The 17,076-nt window shown below is 70.8% G+C and carries 20 protein-coding genes; 9 read left to right on the top strand and 11 right to left on the bottom strand.

Annotated features, from left to right (window positions below; translation table 11 throughout):
* Positions 1–1,323 carry a hypothetical protein gene (locus ACGFQ9_RS11260; protein ID WP_393573472.1) on the bottom strand — a complete coding sequence of 441 codons (1,323 nt, stop codon included), beginning with the start codon at positions 1,321–1,323 and terminating at the stop codon, positions 1–3.
* A 133-nt stretch (positions 1,324–1,456) separates the two neighbouring features.
* Between ACGFQ9_RS11260 and ACGFQ9_RS11255 the strand changes: the two genes are divergently transcribed.
* The 3 genes from ACGFQ9_RS11255 to ACGFQ9_RS11245 all read left to right on the top strand — a co-directional run bounded on the left by ACGFQ9_RS11255 (position 1,457) and on the right by ACGFQ9_RS11245 (position 2,999).
* Complete coding sequence (locus ACGFQ9_RS11255) at positions 1,457–1,861, top strand: hypothetical protein (protein ID WP_393573471.1); 405 nt, start codon at positions 1,457–1,459, stop codon at positions 1,859–1,861.
* A gap of 83 nt (positions 1,862–1,944) precedes the next feature.
* Complete coding sequence (locus ACGFQ9_RS11250) at positions 1,945–2,538, top strand: hypothetical protein (RefSeq protein ID WP_393573470.1); 594 nt, start codon at positions 1,945–1,947, stop codon at positions 2,536–2,538.
* 50 nt (positions 2,539–2,588) lie between these two features.
* The gene (locus tag ACGFQ9_RS11245) at positions 2,589–2,999 is read left to right on the top strand and encodes a hypothetical protein (protein ID WP_393573469.1); all 411 of its coding nucleotides are present in this window, start codon (positions 2,589–2,591) and stop codon (positions 2,997–2,999) included.
* On the opposite strand, the gene ACGFQ9_RS11240 is transcribed toward ACGFQ9_RS11245, so the two are convergent.
* Both ACGFQ9_RS11240 and ACGFQ9_RS11235 read right to left on the bottom strand, forming a co-directional pair.
* A complete protein-coding gene (locus ACGFQ9_RS11240; protein WP_393573468.1) occupies positions 2,977–3,168 on the bottom strand; it encodes a DUF397 domain-containing protein in 192 nt (63 codons plus the stop codon). The genes ACGFQ9_RS11245 and ACGFQ9_RS11240 overlap by 23 nt on opposite strands.
* Positions 3,165–4,040: a helix-turn-helix domain-containing protein gene (locus ACGFQ9_RS11235; protein WP_393573467.1), complete on the bottom strand. Its 876-nt coding sequence runs from the start codon at positions 4,038–4,040 to the stop codon at positions 3,165–3,167. Before ACGFQ9_RS11235 ends, ACGFQ9_RS11240 begins: the two co-directional genes overlap by 4 nt.
* A 156-nt stretch (positions 4,041–4,196) precedes the next feature.
* Here ACGFQ9_RS11235 and ACGFQ9_RS11230 point away from each other — a divergent pair, with 156 nt between their 5' ends.
* On the top strand, positions 4,197–4,592 hold the full coding sequence (locus tag ACGFQ9_RS11230; protein ID WP_393573466.1) for an ATP-binding protein: 396 nt from the start codon (positions 4,197–4,199) through the stop codon (positions 4,590–4,592).
* Here the strand turns inward: ACGFQ9_RS11230 and ACGFQ9_RS11225 are convergent.
* Positions 4,567–5,370 carry an alpha/beta fold hydrolase gene (locus ACGFQ9_RS11225; RefSeq protein WP_393573465.1) on the bottom strand — a complete coding sequence of 268 codons (804 nt, stop codon included), beginning with the start codon at positions 5,368–5,370 and terminating at the stop codon, positions 4,567–4,569. The two genes, ACGFQ9_RS11230 and ACGFQ9_RS11225, sit on opposite strands and share 26 nt — an antisense overlap.
* 28 nt (positions 5,371–5,398) lie before the next feature.
* The gene (locus ACGFQ9_RS11220; RefSeq protein ID WP_393573464.1) at positions 5,399–6,070 is read right to left on the bottom strand and encodes a DUF4097 family beta strand repeat-containing protein; all 672 of its coding nucleotides are present in this window, start codon (positions 6,068–6,070) and stop codon (positions 5,399–5,401) included.
* A gap of 497 nt (positions 6,071–6,567) precedes the next feature.
* Between ACGFQ9_RS11220 and ACGFQ9_RS11215 the strand changes: the two genes are divergently transcribed.
* Entirely contained in the window at positions 6,568–7,155 is a 588-nt protein-coding gene (locus ACGFQ9_RS11215; protein WP_393573463.1) for a DUF1062 domain-containing protein, read from the top strand.
* Positions 7,156–7,219: 64 nt separating this feature from the next.
* On the opposite strand, the gene ACGFQ9_RS11210 is transcribed toward ACGFQ9_RS11215, so the two are convergent.
* Complete coding sequence (locus ACGFQ9_RS11210; protein WP_393573462.1) at positions 7,220–7,978, bottom strand: TetR/AcrR family transcriptional regulator; 759 nt, start codon at positions 7,976–7,978, stop codon at positions 7,220–7,222.
* A 160-nt stretch (positions 7,979–8,138) separates the two neighbouring features.
* Here ACGFQ9_RS11210 and ACGFQ9_RS11205 point away from each other — a divergent pair, with 160 nt between their 5' ends.
* The 3 genes from ACGFQ9_RS11205 to ACGFQ9_RS11195 all read left to right on the top strand — a co-directional run bounded on the left by ACGFQ9_RS11205 (position 8,139) and on the right by ACGFQ9_RS11195 (position 10,736).
* Positions 8,139–9,674 (top strand): MFS transporter, encoded by a 1,536-nt coding sequence (locus tag ACGFQ9_RS11205; protein ID WP_393573461.1) that lies wholly within the window; start codon positions 8,139–8,141, stop codon positions 9,672–9,674.
* A 259-nt stretch (positions 9,675–9,933) separates the two neighbouring features.
* Positions 9,934–10,530 (top strand): dihydrofolate reductase family protein, encoded by a 597-nt coding sequence (locus ACGFQ9_RS11200; RefSeq protein ID WP_393573460.1) that lies wholly within the window; start codon positions 9,934–9,936, stop codon positions 10,528–10,530.
* Entirely contained in the window at positions 10,527–10,736 is a 210-nt protein-coding gene (locus tag ACGFQ9_RS11195) for a DUF4287 domain-containing protein (protein WP_393573459.1), read from the top strand. The genes ACGFQ9_RS11200 and ACGFQ9_RS11195 overlap by 4 nt, the downstream gene beginning before the upstream one ends.
* A 225-nt stretch (positions 10,737–10,961) precedes the next feature.
* Here ACGFQ9_RS11195 and ACGFQ9_RS11190 read toward each other — a convergent pair whose 3' ends face one another.
* Positions 10,962–12,152 carry a PLP-dependent aminotransferase family protein gene (locus tag ACGFQ9_RS11190; RefSeq protein ID WP_393573458.1) on the bottom strand — a complete coding sequence of 397 codons (1,191 nt, stop codon included), beginning with the start codon at positions 12,150–12,152 and terminating at the stop codon, positions 10,962–10,964.
* Between the two features lie 94 nt (positions 12,153–12,246).
* Positions 12,247–13,476: an FG-GAP-like repeat-containing protein gene (locus ACGFQ9_RS11185; protein WP_393573457.1), complete on the bottom strand. Its 1,230-nt coding sequence runs from the start codon at positions 13,474–13,476 to the stop codon at positions 12,247–12,249.
* Between the two features lie 177 nt (positions 13,477–13,653).
* Here ACGFQ9_RS11185 and ACGFQ9_RS11180 point away from each other — a divergent pair, with 177 nt between their 5' ends.
* The gene (locus ACGFQ9_RS11180; protein WP_393573456.1) at positions 13,654–14,514 is read left to right on the top strand and encodes a hypothetical protein; all 861 of its coding nucleotides are present in this window, start codon (positions 13,654–13,656) and stop codon (positions 14,512–14,514) included.
* A gap of 157 nt (positions 14,515–14,671) precedes the next feature.
* On the opposite strand, the gene ACGFQ9_RS11175 is transcribed toward ACGFQ9_RS11180, so the two are convergent.
* The 3 genes from ACGFQ9_RS11175 to ACGFQ9_RS11165 form a co-directional block, all read right to left on the bottom strand.
* Positions 14,672–14,884, bottom strand: coding sequence for a DUF397 domain-containing protein (locus ACGFQ9_RS11175; protein WP_393573455.1), 213 nt, complete (start codon positions 14,882–14,884; stop codon positions 14,672–14,674).
* 213 nt (positions 14,885–15,097) lie between these two features.
* The gene (locus tag ACGFQ9_RS11170; protein WP_393573454.1) at positions 15,098–15,979 is read right to left on the bottom strand and encodes a helix-turn-helix domain-containing protein; all 882 of its coding nucleotides are present in this window, start codon (positions 15,977–15,979) and stop codon (positions 15,098–15,100) included.
* 313 nt (positions 15,980–16,292) lie between these two features.
* Complete coding sequence (locus tag ACGFQ9_RS11165; protein WP_393573453.1) at positions 16,293–17,030, bottom strand: GPP34 family phosphoprotein; 738 nt, start codon at positions 17,028–17,030, stop codon at positions 16,293–16,295.
* Positions 17,031–17,076: the final 46 nt, after the last annotated feature.

Below are 17,076 nucleotides of genomic sequence, written 5' to 3'. Positions count from 1 at the left end.
TCAGTGCCGGTGGACTGGGGCCGTGCCGTCCACCCAGTGCCAGTTCACCGGGGCGTACTGGCGCTTCAGCGCGTTGCGTCCGGGGCCGTAGGCCTTCAGGGCGGCGCGGACCGCGTCCTCCAGGCCGGCCAGGTCCTCCGGGACCGGCACCCGGAGCAGCAGGTGCTGCTTCTGGTGGACGAGGAGCAGTTCGCCGGCCGGCGAACAGCCCATGAGGAGGAAGTTGGTGAGCGCCTTGAACGGCGCGTCCGAGGTGGGGATCCGGGAGCGCATCCGACCGTCCGCGTCCCACGCGTAGAGGCCGTAGCGGTTGAGGTGGAAGGCTCGCCCACGGTACGGATCGCCCACCACGGTCCAGTAGAAGCCGGTGAAGGGGCTGTCCTCGTACCGGTGCATCCCCTCCAGCTTCCCGCGTTCCTCGCCCTGCCCGTCGAGCAGCAGGAACGAGAACACCTGCCCGCGGCTGCCCGACCGGTAGGTCTTCCCGAAGACGGGGACGACGAACAGGTCATCGCCCATCGCCGCCGGACGGCCCATCTTGCAGCCGGTGTAGTCAAAGCGGGTCCGGTCGTCCGTGGACACCATCTCGGTCAGCGAGGGGGACGGCCGGTTGCTGCCGCCGACGGGGGCGCCGTCGTACACGACGTGCGGGTACCGGTCGGCCTCCTTCTGCCGGTCGGAGCGCGCGTCGTGCGTCGCGATGGCCCGCAGGGTTGCCTTGGAACCGGGGCCGAGCGTGCTGCCGGGCTCGGAGAGCGCGACGAGGTTGGCGACCTGCCCGGCCCAGTTGCTCACCCCGTACTCGGCCACCCCGCACAGCAGCCGGCCGGAAGGCGTGACGTCGATCGAGAAGGCGTACGGATCGCCGTTCCGTTCCTTTTCCTCCTCCCAGCCCCAGGGCGAACGCCACGACTCCACGAGCCGGCTCAGATCGGCCGAAAACAGGTGGGTGTTCCCGGGCTTGGAGCTGACCGCCACCGTCCCGTCCGCGAGGACCGCGAGGCAGAAGTCCGATCCCTCGGTGAGCCCGGTGGGCGCACTGCCCTCCGTCGCGCCGCCGTAGAGGGCCGTCGCGGTGGGCGTCCCGTCGGGGGCGTACCGGGTGATCAGGTGGTAGGTGAAGTCCATCTGGAACGGGTCGGGGGACGCGCCGTCCCGCCTCCGGTAGCGCACCGCCCGGGACAGCGCGTACGTCTCGCCGGCCGCGTTCGCGGCGACGCCGGACGTCATGAACGCCCACCCGTCGGAGTGCTTCGCGGTCAGATCGACGCGGTGCTCACCGACGACCGAAGCGGGCAGGGTCAGGGGAAGGGTCGCAGCCATGATCGCCATCTTCCTCCGGGCCACTGACAGCGGTGTGGGGAGGTGTCCCCGGGCTGTGGATGCACGGGTACTCACCAAGAGCTGAGTAGGTGCGCTCTGCGCCAGGACCAGGGTGGACCGCGACTCTTGGGGCATGCGCCAGATATCCCCGAAGCTCGCCCCCGTCCTGATGTTCCTCCTGCCCGTCGTGGCATGGGCCGCCTGGCTCGGCTGGGACCAGCACCGTGACGTGCACCCCGACGGCTCGGTGTCCGGCCCGTACGAGGCGTGGCAGGTGATCGGGCTGGTGCTGACCCTGCTCGCACCGCTCTACTGGGCCGCGTCCCGGAGCCGCATCGCGGGCGCAGTGCTCGGCACCACGGCCGGTCTCACCCTCGCCGCCTACTACGACTGGTCGGACGACGCCAGCGGCCTCTTCATGATCGGCGTGGTCATGGTCATGGTGGGAAGCCTCGCGGCGACCTCCCTTGTCTCCCTGCTGATCGCCTCCGTGACACGGGCCGGACGCCGCGGCCTCCCGGGACCGTCCGGAGTCTGACACCACCGTGGTCCGCTGTCCTTGAAGCGTCGGCGCCAGTTCCGCCCACTAGGGTTGGCCGCCACTCAACCCAGGAGGCCACCATGAGCGTTCATCCCGACGTCGCCGAACTACTGGATCTCGTCCCGGCCGATTTCCCGGGCGGCGAGCGGATCAACTGGGCCGCGGCCGAAGCCGAACTGGGCACCCGGTTGCCGAGTGACTACAAGGCCGTGCTGGACGTGTACGGCGTGGGCGACATCGGCGAACTCGTCATACTGCCGCCGCTCCCGAGCGATGTGCGCGGGTGGGAGGGGTGTCACATCGGAAGCATGACGGCCGGTGTGCGCGGGCTCTGGGACGACGACGGAGGCGTCCCGGGCGTGGCGCTCGGCGCCGATGCCGTCCTGCCCTGGGGATCCGGCATGAACGCCAACGAGATGGCCTGGCTCATGAACGACCCCGATCCGGACAAGTGGCCTGTCGTGGCCTGGCGCCGACACCACGAGTGGGGTGAGTCGCCTTGGGCGCTGTTCGACTGCGGCATGGTCCAGTTCGTCACCCGCATGATGCAGGGCCGGTTCGACACCTGCCCGCTCGGTGACGAATCGCTCTGGAAGGAGACGGGCACGTTCGTCAGCTGGCGCGAGCAGGACCGACGATTCCGCACGGGACTGGATCCGCACACGGGCTACTAGCCCAATCCCTACGCCCACATGTTCCCCATGGCTGAGGACTGACCCTGAGCATGACCTCTTGCGACAACGACGACGACCTGCTGTCGGCCATGCAGGGTGCCGACTCGCCGTCGTGGTCGGTACGGGCGGCCGCGGGCCGGCGTCTGGCGGCCGGAGCGGAACAGCCCGAGGCGGCAGCGGTCCTGCACCGCCTGCTGCTGGACGCACAGGACACCGCGGTCACCCGCGCCACGGCCGAGGCGCTGCTCGCACGGTGGGACGTGTGCGGGCTGCGCTTGGTGCTGGCCGCGCTGGCGCGCGCGGACGCGCAGACCGGCGACTGGCTGGAGGTCGCCCTCTACGACGTCTGCCGTCAGTCCGAGGAAGACCTCGCCCGCCTTGAACGGCTGGCGTCGGAGCTGGTGTCGGACCCCGATCCCGCGATCGCCGGCGAAGCGCTCAGGCTCGCCGGGCGGCCGTGACGAAGCTGCCCCAGGCGGCGGGGGAGAAGTTGAGGTGGGGGATGGCGGTGTCCTTGGAGTCCCGGACCAGGACGGCGGCGACCGTGGTCGCGACCTCGATGCAGTCGTTGATGTCGCTGGAGCTGCTGTAGCTGCTCTTGAACCATTCGAGCTCGGGCTTGCCGTTCATGTTTCTCCCAGCACTTGCTCAATGAAGGCCAGCGACTCCCGTGGCGTGAGAGCCTGGGCTCGGATCATGCCATAGCGCAGCTCAAGAACCCGCAGGTGTTTTGGGTCGGTGAGCGGCCGACCGCCGACCTGGCTTTCGTCCCGCCCGACAGCTGAACCGTCGGGGAACTTCAGCACTTCGGCATAGCCAGTCATTCCCGCATGGCCGCCTTGGTCTGTCGGCATGACCTGGATCGAGACATGGCGGAGCTGCCCCACCTCCAACAGACGCTCCAGTTGGCCCCGCATCACCACTGGCCCCCCGATGGGACGACGAAGCGTCACCTCTTCCTGCACGAAAGTGAGAGCGGGAGCAGGGTTGCGGTCGAATACGGTTTGCCTTGCCACGCGAGCGGCTACACCCCTCTCCACTGCTTCTGGGCTGTAGGAGGGCCATCGCGTCTCGAAGAGCGCCTGCGCGTATTCCCCGGTCTGTAGCAGGCCGTGTATGGCGTGGATGCTGTAGACGCCGATCTCAACGGCTTGTGCCTCCATCTTGGCCAGGTCTCGCACCCGCTTCGGATAGCGGGCCTGTTCCACGTCCCGCCGCATCGCCGCCAGGCGGCCTCCGGCCGCCAAGACCTCGTCCGCCTTGTCCAGGTACTCGGGGCGGGGAATCCGCTTCCCCGACTCGACCTTCCGGACCAGGTCCTCCCCGTATCCCATCCGGGTGGCGAACTCCGCGACGCGGAGACCTGCCGCCTCGCGCCACACCTTCAGGTTGCGGCCGACCGAGGCCACGACCGCGGCGCCCTGTTCGTCCTCCGGGTCGACCTCCCAGCCAGGCTCTTCCCGGCCGCCGCTGTCGCTGTCGTTGTCGCTGTCCACGCTCATGCGCACCCACTCCCGACGTGCCCGACATCCTCAACGCCCCGTACCCGCAAGGGCGGTCCGGACAGGCAGGACAAGGCCGGACAACGTCCGGACAGTCCCGCTACACACGGGCGCCGAGACTTCTCAGGGTATGCACGCACGGCCACGCTGAGTGACGTGAACGACGAACTGCTCTTCTGCGTCCAGCTGTCCTCCACCCCGCGCGGGGCGCGTCTCGCCCGGCTGCTGGCGGTGGAGCAACTCCGTTCCTGGGGGCTCCCCTTGGAGGGGCCGGCGCAGATCGTGGCCGAACTGGCCGCCAATGCCGTCACCCATGGCAGGGTCCCCGGACGGGACTTCCGGCTTCTGCTGACCGCCGTCGAGGCCGGTCCGCTCCGGATCGAGGTCACCGATACGCGGGGTGACCGCGAGCCGGAGGGGACGGGGCACGGGCTGGCGATCGTCGGGGCCCTGGCCGATCGGTGGGGAGTCGACCGGGGGCCCGTACCGCGCAAGACCGTCTGGGCGGAGATCGGTCCGGCACGGCTCAGCCGGCCGTCCGGGCACGGCTGACGGAGAGTTCGCGGACGGACTCGGCGACGGCCCCGAAGTCGTTGCGCAGGATCTTGGAGTGGTTGCTCGCGACCTTCGCGCTGACCCGGATGTTGGGGTTGCGGGCGCACACCGGGTCGATGTTGGCGCGGATCTGCTCCATCAGCTCCGGGTCGCCGCCCAGGTTGCCGCCCGTGGCGAGCACGTAGCGGACGGGTGCGGTGATGCTGTCGAGGACCGGGACGAGGGAGCCGGGCGCGCAGAGCTCGTTGGCCTCGATGTTGATCTCGGCGTGCTGCTCGGCGCTCATCCGCGCGGCCAGGCCGAGCCGGCGGGCGATCGGGAACAGCGGGCTCAGCCGGCGGAACAGTTTGCGGATCTGCGCCCGGGCGGCGTCGTCGAGCCATTCGTGCGGGAGGGCGCCGTCCACGGAGACGACTCCCAGGGCGCGGTCCGGGTTGCGGGCGGCCCAGTGCATCGCGAGCGCCGCGCCGTAGGACCAGCCCACCAGGATCGGCCGGTCCACGCCCCTGGCCTTGAGGACCGCGTCGAGGTCGCGGACGCAGGCCTCGAACGAGTAGTCCGCCGAGCGCTCGGACTTGCCGCGGGCGCGCTCGTCGTAGGTGATGTGCCGGTAGTCGCCGCCGAGGGCGGCGATCACGCGGCGCCAGTGCTTCTGGTCGGCGTAGGAGCCGTTGAGGTAGACCACGGTCGGGCCGGAGCCGCCGGTGTCGGTCACGGCGAGGGCGGTGTCGTCGATCGGGACCATGCCGGTCCAGGCCTGCTGTTCGGTGTTCATGGTCTGGCTTAGCCTTTCTTCGGGCTGGTTACAGGCTGCGGGCGGTGATGTCGCCGTAGGCGGTGGTGGCGCGGATGTTCAGGTCGGCGGCCGGGCCGCTGGTGTTGTTGAGGGCGTTGTGGATGCGGCCGTAGGCGGTGCCGGCGTCGAGCGTGGCGGAGGCTCCGCGGGCGGCGCCGATCAGCACGTCGCCGGAGTCGGTGCGCAGGACGACCGTGCCGCGCACGGCCTCGGAGATCCGGATGTCGCCCTTCTGGGTGCTGATCTCCGTGGGGCCGCTCAGGCGGCCGACCGCGATGTCCCCGGCCTGGACGGTGAGGCAGGCGCTCGCGGCCTCGTCGAGCTTGACGGTGGCCTGCGCGCCCTCGAAGGTGACGTCGCCGAGCCGTCCGACGCCCCGGAGTTCGGCGGCGGAACCCTTGGCCTCGATGTGGGAGCCGGCGGGCAGCTGGACGGTCACCTCGATGGCGCCGGAGTTCCCCAGGAGCCGGTTCTTGGCGGCAGGGACCCCGATCCGCAGGCTGCCGTCGGCGAATTCGACCGTGGTCTCCTCCGCCGCCTTCACATCGCGGCTCCTGGAGGCGTCCGCGGGGAGGACCTCGACGATGGTGTCGGCCCGGTCGGCGGCGATGAAGCGGATGCGGCCCGCGGGGACGTCGACGGCGGCGGTGATCGGGGCGAGGGTCTGGAACTTCTGCATCGTGCTGCTCCTTCGTGTGCGGCGCGAGCCTTTGCGGCCCGCTCTTTCCGACAGGCGAAAAGCTACGTTGCGTTCGAAGGGTCGGCAACTATTTCATTGCGCATGTTCGGTATTTGTGCAGGTCAAAGCCGCAATTTCGTTGCACTGAACTCGCGCATAACGCAACGTCGCAAGGCTTGCGTGTTGCAATGAGCTGCGACCGAACGCTATGTCGGAGGGGTCGGCTGCCGGAGGGGTCGGCAGGTTCGAGGTCATCGCGGCCCGGGTGGGTCGCGGCACGGTGAGTGCGATGCGAAGACTTCGTCCAGTGGGGCGGGCCAAAACCGGTGGAGCGGCGCCGCTGTGCGCCCTTACCGTGCTGCCGGACCTGTCGTCTGGGCAAGGACGTGCCGTTGTACACCCTGTGAGACCTCCCGAGCGCTGATTCGTCGCGCGTCGCGCCATGTGCGCCGCGCTGCCTTTTGCTGCGGACTTCTCACTGAAACCGGTGTACTTCTGTGCTCGAAAACTGGGCGGTCGTGCCCACCCGCCTGCCACTCGTCCTCCGACGTTGCCCCGCGTGCGCGTCCGAACGCCACCGTGCGAGCGGCAAGTTCCGCGTCAACGCCAACCACAAGCTCATCGACGCCTGGCTCCTCGTCCTCTGTACCGGGTGCGGGGACACGGCGAAGCTCGCGGTCCTGGAGCGGATGAACGTGCGCTCCGTGCGGCCTGAGCTGCTGGACCGGCTGCACGACAACGACCCCGGCCTGACGGCCGAGCTGCTCCGGGATCCGGTCGTGCAGCGCCGCAATCGCATCGCCCTCGACTGGGACGGTGCCTGGCGCCTCGACACCGGGCGGTCGGATCACCCGGACCCCGTACGGGGGCTCCCCTGTCCGGGCGAATCCGAGAGCTCGGGGAAGACCGATGTCTCGGTCCGCTTCGAGGCGCGGATCCCCGTGCGGCCGGTGCGGCTGATCGCCGAAGGCTGCGGTCTTCCGCGGGGTGAGGTCGAGAGGCTGATCACTGAGGGCAAAATCGTTTCTTCGGTCCGCTTGGGCGGCAGGCTCTCCGGCGACTTCACCTTCATGCTCAAACGCTGAAGCCTTCCGACCAGAACAGCCCGCGGCCTACGGGCCGCGGGCTGTGCCGGTCGGTGCCGATGGGTCAGCGTGCCGAGGGCGGTCCGCCCGGGAGTCGCAGGGCCAGGCCGTCGAGCATGGCCTCCAGGCCGTAGTCGAACTTGGCGTCGCGGGCGGCGACCGGGTCGAACGTGTCGGTCGCGGCCTCGGCGTAGGCGTCGGTCAGGTGCTCGTGGCCTTCGGCCGCCAGCTGGGCGGCCGGCATCAGGCGGGCGACGAACTCCGCCTCGGACTCACCGGACTTGGCCACCGTGGTCAGCCAGGCCGCCTCGGTGGTGGCCATGCCGATCACGTATCCGCAGATCGCCTCGATCGCGCGGCTGGGGGAGGGGAAGCCCGCCTCGACGAACACCGATCCCAGCCGGTTCGAGAAGTTCATCAAGTTGGGGCCGAGATGGGCCAGGCCCGCCTGGCCGAGCACCGAGGACAGCCAGGGGTGGCGCAGGGCGGTCGCGCGGAAGGAACCGGCGGCCGCGGTGGCCGCGGGCCGCCAGCCGCCGGAGCCGGTGGGCGGCACCGCCACCGCCACCTCGGCGAAGACCTGGTCCACGGCGAGTTCCATCAGCTCGTCCTTGGTGGCGACATGGCGGTACAGGGAGGTCGCGCCCGCGTTGAGGCGTGCGGCCAGCTTCCGCATGCTCAGGGCCTCGATGCCGTCGGCGTCCAGCATGGCGATGGCCTCCCGGACGATCGCGTCCTGGGAGAGCCCGGGCTGTTCCGCCTCGCGTGCGGCCCGGCGGGCCCAGACGGAGGGGACGGGTTGCGTCTTCTGGCCGGCAGCCATGGCTCACTCCTCTGCGTACGGTGTGCGCATTCAGCGTACAGGGATTGAGAGTTGCGAACAGTGTGCGCAGCGGCGTACGGTGTTCGCAACGGACGGAACAGTGTTCGCATCAGCCGGAACAGTGTGCGCAACGTGTGCGCAACCCGAGGGGGGAAGACCGATGACAGTCGATGCCGGGGCCCGTAGCCCGCACCGCTGGTGGATCCTGATCGTGCTGTGCCTCAGCACCCTGGTGCTGGTGGTCGACAGCATGGCGCTGACCGTCGCCGTGCCGGCCATGACCGAGGACATCGGGGCGAGCCCCCAGCAGATCCAGTGGATCCTCGACTCCTACGTGCTCGTCTTCGCCGGTCTGCTGCTGACCTCCGGGAGTCTGGGGGACCGGTTCGGCCGGCGGAAGGTGATGATCGTCGGCCTGCTGCTCTTCGGGGCGGCGTCGCTGGCCGCGGTGTTCTGCACGAACCCCGGTGAGGTCGTGGCCGCCCGGGTGGCCATGGGAGTCGGCGGCGCGCTGATCATGCCGTCCACCCTGTCCATCCTGATCACGGTCTTCGACGAGGAGGAGCGGCCGAAGGCGATGGCGGCCTGGGGCTCGGTGTCCATGCTCGGTCTGGTCGGCAGCCCGGTCCTCGGCGGTGTCCTGATCGACCGCTTTTCCTGGCACTCGATCTTCTTCATCAACGTCCCGGTCGTCGTCCTGGCCGTCGTCGCCGGTCTGCTGCTGATGCCCGAGTCCAAGGCCCCCTGGCAGAAGGCCGACCCCCTGGGTGCCGTCCTCTCCGCCGTCGGCATGACCTCCCTGGTCTGGTGGATCATCGAGATCCCGCAGCACGGCGCCTTCGAGGGCCGCGGGCTGGTCACCCTCGCCGTCGCCGTCGTCTCCCTGGTCGGGTTCGTGGTCTGGGAGAACACCACTGCCTCGCCGATGGTCCCGCTGGTCCTCTTCAGGCACCGCAACTTCACCGGCGGTTCGGTCGCGCTGGCCCTGGTCCAGATCGGCAACGGCGGTCTGCTCCTGGTCCTCACCCAGTACCTTCAGTCGGTCCTCGGGTACTCCCCGGTCGCGGCCGGTCTGGCCTTCACCCCGCTGGCCGTGGCCGCGCTCATCGGCAACGGGGCCGGCGCGAAGCTGGCCGCCAAGGTCGGCTTCCGCAAGCTGATCCTGGCCGGGATGCTGCTGATGGCCGCCTCCTTCGGTCTGCTGACCACCGTCACCACCGACGGCGGGTTCACCGTCCCGGCCGTCGCGCTCGGCCTCCTCGGCCTCGGTGCCGGCCTGGCCATGCCGGCCGCGGTGGGTGCCCTGATGGGGACCATTCCGGCGGACAAGGCGGGCGTGGGATCCGCCCTCAACGACACCATCCAGCAGGCCGGGACCGCCCTCGGCATCGCCATCCTCGGCTCCCTCCTCACCAGCGGCTTCTCGGCGAAGATGCCGGCCGGTACCCCCGAGCAGGCCAGGCAGTCCATCGGCGGCGCGCTGGCCGCCGCCCAGGGGGACGCGGGACTGGTCCGGGCCGCCAAGGAGGCGTTCACCGCCTCGATGTCCACCACCCTCACCGTCAGCGCGATCGGCATCCTCGCCGCCGCCCTGCTCGCCGTGGTGGTCATGCGTGAGCCCAAGCAGGACCTCCCGGAGGGAGAGGGGGAGGGGGCGGCTGCCGCCCCGGAGAAGGAGCTGGTGTCGGCGGCCTGACCGCCCCTTAGCCCGCTGTTCCGTGCCGGAAGGCCGGCGCCCGTACGACAGGGCGCCGGCCTTCCGGCGTACCCGGAAAGAAATCTGCCCGGTGGGCGATGAGTTCCGGGCGCCCGGACGGTCTGAACTGATGAACGCGCCCGGCCCGCAAGGGCGGAGCGCGGGAACGGGAAAGATGTGGACGCCGTCCACATCAACCGCTAGAGTCATCGATGTGGACGCCGTACACATACGGCGCCGAAACCGGAGGCGGATTCACATGCGTGTTGTGGTCAACGAGTTCATCAGCCTGGACGGCGTCGTGCAGGCCCCGGGCGGCCCCGAGGAGGACACCGACGGCGGCTTCCGCCACGGCGGCTGGACCCACCAGTACTTCGACGACGAGGTGATCGGCGGCTTCATCGCCAAGGGGTCGAGCACCACCGACGCCCTGCTGTTCGGCCGCAGCACCTGGCAGACCATGGCCGGCGCCTGGCCGGAGCGGGCCGGCGATCCGTTCGCCGACTGGATGAACTCCATCCGCAAGTACGTGGTGTCCGACACCCTGACCGACACCGAACTGGCCGGCTGGGGCAACTCGGTGCGGTTCGGGGTGGACGAGGGCGTCGCGCAGATCCGCAAGCTGCGTGAGGGCGAGGGCCGGGACCTGACCGTGATGGGCAGCCCCACCCTGGTCCGCACCCTGCTCGCGGAGGGGCTGGTCGACGAACTCCGTCTGGTGGTCATGCCGGTCCTGCTCGGCGGCGGCAAGCGGATCTTCCCCGAGGACGGCGGGCTGCGCGCCATGGAGCTGGTCTCCACCGCCTCCAACGACAAGGGCGCCCAGGTCCTCACCTACAGGGCGGTGAACGCGTGAGCACACCTGCGCCCAAGGGCAACCCGGCCTCCTACTTCCCGTCGATCGAGAAGAAGTACGGCCGGCCCGTCGGGGAATGGCTGGAGCTGGTGCGCAGCTCCCCACTGGACCGGCACATGGACCTGGTCAACTGGCTCAAGACCGAGCACGGCATCGGACACGGCCACGCGAACGCCCTCGTCGCGCACGTGCTCCGCGGGAACTGACCCGGGGTGGCCGCCACCCCGGGCGGCCGGCCCCGGGCGGCAGCGGGGCCCGAGTGGCACCCCGCAGGACCCGGGACGGCGCGGGCGCCGACCATGCGATGCCGGCCCCTCCGGACCGTGATGCAGAATCGGCCGACGCCCGCGGTCATCGGGTCAGGGCTTGTTCAGATCTTTTCGGACGTGGTTGTAGAGGCTTGGGGTTCTTCTTGGCGTGCCGACCGCAGCTCACACCGCGGCCGCCGCGGCCAGCCGGCGCAGGCCCTCGGCGATCTCGGCCGGGGTGTGGGTGGTGAAGGAGAGGCGCAGGGTGCGGGGGTCCGGGTCCGCGCCGAAGAAGGGGGCGCCGGGGACGAAGGCCACGTCGCCCGCGACCGCCGACTTCAGCAGGGCGGTGGCGTCGTGGCCCTCCGGGAGGCTGGCCCAGACGAACATGCCGCCCTCCGGCCGGTTCCACTCCGAGCCCGGCGGGAGGGCCCCGGGCAGCCCGGACAGCAGGGCGTCGCGGCGCTCCCGGTAGGCGTCCCGGATGCGGCCCACATGGGCGTCCAGGTCCGAGGCCGCCAGGTAGTGTGCCGCCGCCAGCTGGTCGACGGTCGAGGTGTGCAGGTCGGCCGCCTGCTTCGCGACCACCGCGGCGCGCCGCAGCGCAGCCGGGGCCCGCAGCCAGCCCAGCCGCAGCCCCGGAGCCATGATCTTCGAGAAGCTGCCGAGCAGCGCCGTACGGTCCGCCGCTCCCGGGTGCGCCGCCACCCACGGCACGTCCGTGCCCTCGTAGCGGAGTTCGCCGTACGGGTCGTCCTCGACCAGCCAGAGACCGAGGCGGGCCGCGGTCTCCGCGACCGCCGCGCGCCGGGCCGCCGGGAGGGTGCGGCCGGTGGGGTTCTGGAAGGTGGGGATCGTGTAGAGGAGCTTGGGGCGTTCGCGCAGGACGAGTTCCGCCAGGGCGTCCGGGAGGATGCCCTGCTCGTCGCAGGGGACGGCGACCACGCGGGCCCCCGCCAGCCCGAAGCACTGCAGCGCGGCGAGGTAGGTGGGGTTCTCTACGAGCACGACGTCGCCCGGCTCGACCAGGGTGGCCGTGATCAGGGTGAGGGCCTGTTGCGAACCGGTGGTGACGAGCAGGTCGTCCGGGCCGGTGGGCAGGCCGCGGGCGGCCACCCGGGCCGCGACGGCCTCGCGGAGCTCCGGCGCGCCCTCGGTGGTGGAGTACTGGAGGGCCCGGCGTGGCGCGGCCGTGAAGGCCGCGTCGTACGCGGCCTGCAGGCCGCGGGTGTCGAACAGCTCGGGCGCGGGCAGTCCGCCCGCGAAGGAGATCACCCCGGGCCGCTCGGTCAGCGCGAGGATCTCCCGTACGGGCGACCCTCCGACCGAGGTCGCACGGGCGGCGAACGCGGGCGGCGGTATCTGGTCGCGCATACGGGGCTCCTTGGCCGGAACGGTGTGGTTGGCGGACACCCTAGTGAATGAACATGTATCCGCCAACTACTTGTCCGGGGTCCGGACTCCCCCGCTAGAAGGCGCCGTTGAGGCCGAACCACTGGCTGTCGCGGACCACGGCGGAGGTGAACGTGCCGTCCCCGCGGCCCGCGTGCAGCAGCAGCCGGCCGTCGGGCAGGGTCGTCACCAGGTCGTTCCGGCCGTCGCCCGTGCTGTCGCCGTTCGCGATGAACCCGCTCATGGCGTTCCAGCCGGTGCCGATCAGCCGGCGCGGCGAGAGGGCCGAGGAGCCGCCGGGGTACAGCCACAGCCGGTCGGTGGCGGCCTCCCGGGCCAGCAGGTCGGGACGGCCGTCGCCGGTCAGGTCCCCGGCGCCCACCAGGGCGTTCATCGCGCCCCAGCCGCTGCCTCCGATGAGGATCCGCGGGGCGAGGCCGCCGGCCGCGGTTCCCGGGTAGAGCCAGAGCCGTCCGGTGGCGGTCTCGCGGGCCACCAGGTCGCTCCGCCCGTCCCCGGTCAGGTCGCCGAAGGCGGTGATCAGGGACATGCCGTTCCAGCCGCTGCCGCCGATCAGGCGGCGGGCCAGGAAGTCGCCCGCCCCGGTGCCCGGGTAGAGCCAGAGCCTGCCGGTGCCCGGTTCGCGCGCGATCAGGTCCTCGCGGCCGTCGCCGGTGAAGTCCCCGTGCCGGGTGAAGGAGTCCAGTGCGTTCCAGCCGCTGACGCCCACCAGCCGGCCGGTGCCGTCCCCCGGCAGGAACCACAGCCGCCCGGCGTCGTCACGCACCAGCACGTCCGGTCTCCGGTCGCCGTTCAGGTCGCCGAAGCCCGAGGCCCGGGGCGCCGTCACCGACCGCCAGACCGGGTAGGCGGGGAGGGTGCACTCGCGGGCGGTGCGCACGAACTTCAGGGAGCTCTTGTCCAGTTCCGTGGTGCCGGAATGCCCGTCCGCCGGCAGGTCGGGGCGGGCCGCCGTCCAGGTGCCGGTGAGCGGCTCCACACGGTGGTCCCGCCCGGAGTACAGACAGGCGATGGAGGTGGTCCGGTTGATGTAGGAGCGGATCCGGTTGTCGAAGGTCGCGCTGAAAGAGGTCAGGTCCCGGTCGGTCTGCAGCCTGCTGCCGGTGCCGTTCGCCCCGGTCCAGGCGCAGAACCGGCCCACCGGGCAGTCGTCGTACGAGGCCGTGCCGGCCTGGGCGGCGGGGGCGGCGGCCAGCCCGAGGGCGGCGAGCACGAGTCCGATGGCGGCGGTGCTGCCCCGTCGCAGAAGTCCCTTGCGCACGGGGGCGTTCGTGGCGGTGTTCATGGCGGTGTCCCCTTCGCGGTGGTGGCGTGGCACAGGCGAGGGATGCGCGCGGGGGCGCCGCGGGTTCCCGGCCCGGCCGGGTGGTGCCCGGCTGTGGCCGGATCGGCACAATGTCCGTGAGGGGTCCCGGTGTCCCGACCCCTCGCCATCTGATGCCCCATCAGCTACACCGGTGGCATGACGACCGAAGAGCAGGAGAGCCGGGCCGCGCGCCGCGTCGACGACTACGCCGAACTCGCGGCCGCGGGGCCGTACGGCGTCCACCCGGGCCACGCGCTGATCACCATGGTGGAGCCGCACCCGGGCCACGAGTACGCGTACAACCGCTGGTACGAGGACGACCACTACTACGCCGGGGCGATGGCCATGCCCTGGATGTACGCCGGACGCCGCTGGGTGGCCACCCGGGACCTCCAGGAGCTGCGGTACCCGGAGAAGTCGGCTGTGGCCCAGCCCGTCACCGCCGGGTGCTACATCTCGACGTACTGGATCACCGACGGCCGCTACGACGAGCACATGAAGTGGACCGTCGGCATCAACAAGCGGCTCAACCGGGACGCCCGGGTCTACCAGGACCGGACGCACGTGTTCACGTCCTTCCAGGACCACGAGGCGACCGTCTACCGCGACGGCGCGGCCGGTCCCCGCGACTTCCACGCGCTGGACCACCCGTACCAGGGGCTCGTCGTGCAGGTCGTCGACGCGGAGGGGCCGGAGCAGCGGGACGGGCTGCTGGAGTGGCTGCGTTCCCGGTGCCTGCCGGGGCGGCTGGCGGGCGGCCCGGCGGCGATGGTGACGGTCTTCCGGCCGACGCCGCTGCCCGGGGACCGGATGACCTACGTGAAGCAGGTCGAGGGGGTCGACACCCGGCTGACGCTGCTCTGGTTCCTGGAGGCCGATCCCCGCGACTGCTGGGACCGCTTCCGGGGCCTGGACACGGAACTCGCGGAATCCGGTCCGGGCGGCCGGGTGGAGCTGGTGGCGCCCTTCGTCCCGACCGTGCCCGGGACGAACCGGTACGTCGACCAACTCCGCTGACGGGAGCGGCGGGACGGCGGCCGGGGGACGGGGGCCGGCCGGCGGGGCGCGGTGGCCGGCGGGGAAAAGGCCGAGCCCCCTCGGCCGGGACGGCGGACCAGTCGAGAGGGCTCTGTCGGTGTCGCTCTTCGGTTGTGCCGGTGGTGCGTCGTGAGGCTCAGACGAGGCGTCCCAGCCGGCCCGAGGTGACCTCGGTGACGAAGGAGGTCCAGGAGGCGGGCGCGAAGGCGACGGACGGGCCGTCCGTCACCTTCGAGTCCTGGACCGCGATGGCTTCCGTGACGGGGGACTTGACTTCGACGCATGCGCCGTTTCCGCCGGAGTAGGAGGACTTCATCCAGTTTTCCGTGGCGCCCAGGCGAATGGCCATGTTTCTTCTCCGGTTCAGCGAGTGGGTCCGATTACCGCCGGCCTTTGGTCTGGTCCGGCGTGATCGACGCTACCGGCACCACCTGATAGGTGAAGTGGTCATTCACCCGACCGGGTGGCATATTCCATCCGGGTCTTCTGCGGCCGGGCGGTGACGGTGTACCGTACCGGCCGCCTCTCCGGCTGGTCTGTTTTCGGCCCTTCTCGGGCCTTCTCAGGCCTTGTTCGCGTATTCGGCGATGATGTCGGAGATGAACTCCCTGGTCTGCTCCACGTTGTGGGCCTGGGCGCGCAGGTGCTCGTACATCACGCTGTACTTCTGGACGTCGTTGGCCTTCTCCAGGTACAGGTCGCTCGTGACGCCCTCGATGTAGACGACGGTCGAGTCCGAGGCGTCCGGGAACTCGAGAATGGCGTACTGGCCGTTGACCCCCGGATGCGCACCCATGGAGAAGGGCATCACCTGGACGGTGACGTACGGCCGCTCCGACTGCTCTATCAGGTGCTCCAGCTGCCGGATCATCACCTGGGCGTCGCCCACGCGGCGGCGCAGCACCGCCTCGTCGATGACGGCCCACAGGCGCAGCGGGCCGACGTCGGGATTGCTGTTGTCGCTGTCCGAGAGGCGCTTCTGGCGGTGCATGCGGACCTGTACCCGCTTGTCGATGTCCGCGGGCGAGGTCTCCGGCAGCGCGCCGCGGACCAGCGCCTGGGCGTACTCGGCGGTCTGCAGCAGCCCGGGCACCATCTGCGGCTCGTACACGCGCAGGCTGGCGGCGTCCGTCTCCAGGCCGATGTAGACGCTGTACGGGATGTCGCCGAAGGCGTGCCACCACCCCTGCTGGCGGGACTCCTTGGCCATCTGCATGAGGGAGTCCACTACCCGGGGGTCCTGCACCTCGTACACCTCGCACAAGTCGCGTACGTCCCGCTGGCTGATGGAGCGGCGGCCGTTCTCGAGCCGGCTGATCTTCGACTGGGAGACCAGCAGGCGCTCGGCGACCTGCTCGGCCGTCATGCCTTTGTCCTCACGGAGTTTGCGCAACTCCATGCCGAGCCGGCGCCGCCGGACGGTGGGATTGACATTGGACGCCACGGAAACGGCACCTCCGCCTTCTGTCGCTCTGTTGTTCTGTCGCTGCTCTGGGAGCTCTGCGTGTCTGCTGGTGAGCAGACTGCCACCGAAGGCGGGCCCGGCGGGCGGGAATGCGCCATCGCGCGGTGATCTTGCCTTGATCGCACGGCAATTCGGGCGCGAAAACGAAACGCGCGGGGCGGCGGGGCCGGTGTACCGGCCCCCACCACCCCGCGCGTCGGCGGCTCCCGGAGAGACGTTGCGGGTCTTCCGGACGCTGCTGTGTCGGTGCTGCTGTGCTGCTGTGCTGCTGTGCCGCTCGTGCTCCGGTGCGTCAGTGCGCCGCGCCGGCGCGGGCCATCGGGGCACCCCGGCGGGGCTGCAGCGGTACGCCGCTCGCCGTGGCGCGCGCGGCCGGTGCGGCGGCGCGTTCCCGGCGCGGCTGTGCGGCCACACCGTTCTGGACGTCCATCACGGCGTGCGCCACGAGGCCGCCCATGGGGTCGTGCCGGATCAGGTCGCGCAGCCTGGAGCGGGACGACCGTCCTTCGTTGCCCGGGTACAGGTGCTTGCCGAGCCCGACCGCGTGGGCCAGGGCGGCGAGCGCCGCGGTCCGCGGGTCCGGGGGTACCCCGGTGCGGATCGCACTGTCGAGCCGGGCGCGGATCTCCCGGCTGATCGCCGTGTCGGTCGCCTGGTAGCGAGTCGTCGGCAGCACCCCGCACATCTGTCCCGCCACGGCATGCACCATGCCGCACCGCTCCAGATGAGAGAGGTACGTCTGGCGGAGCCCCAGCCGGGGTCCGCCGATCCAGTGGACGGCCCTCACCGGGCTGCCACGACGGCGCAGCAGCTCCAGTGCGGAGTCCAGAGTCGGATCTCCTGTCGGCCGTGGCATCACCACGGCGATACGATCCCCGTCAGGGGCTATCCGTCCGGCCAGAGCCAGCTCCACTAGCTGCGCTCCGGCCAGTCCGAGGTCGAGCGACTGCGGCTGCGCCGTGGTACCCGTGGTCGGGTCCAAAGCGAGCAGCAGAAGCTCCTCGGGAATTGTTCTGCGGCTCCTGCCCATCCATGCCTCCCCGCGTGGATGAGTGACAGGGTGACCCCTCTCACAT

It is taken from the genome of Streptomyces sp. NPDC048603, assembly GCF_043199475.1.
Lineage (GTDB): Bacteria > Actinomycetota > Actinomycetes > Streptomycetales > Streptomycetaceae > Streptomyces.
Note: the sequence above shows the minus strand (reverse complement) of the source record. Positions and strands in the feature narration are given on the sequence as shown.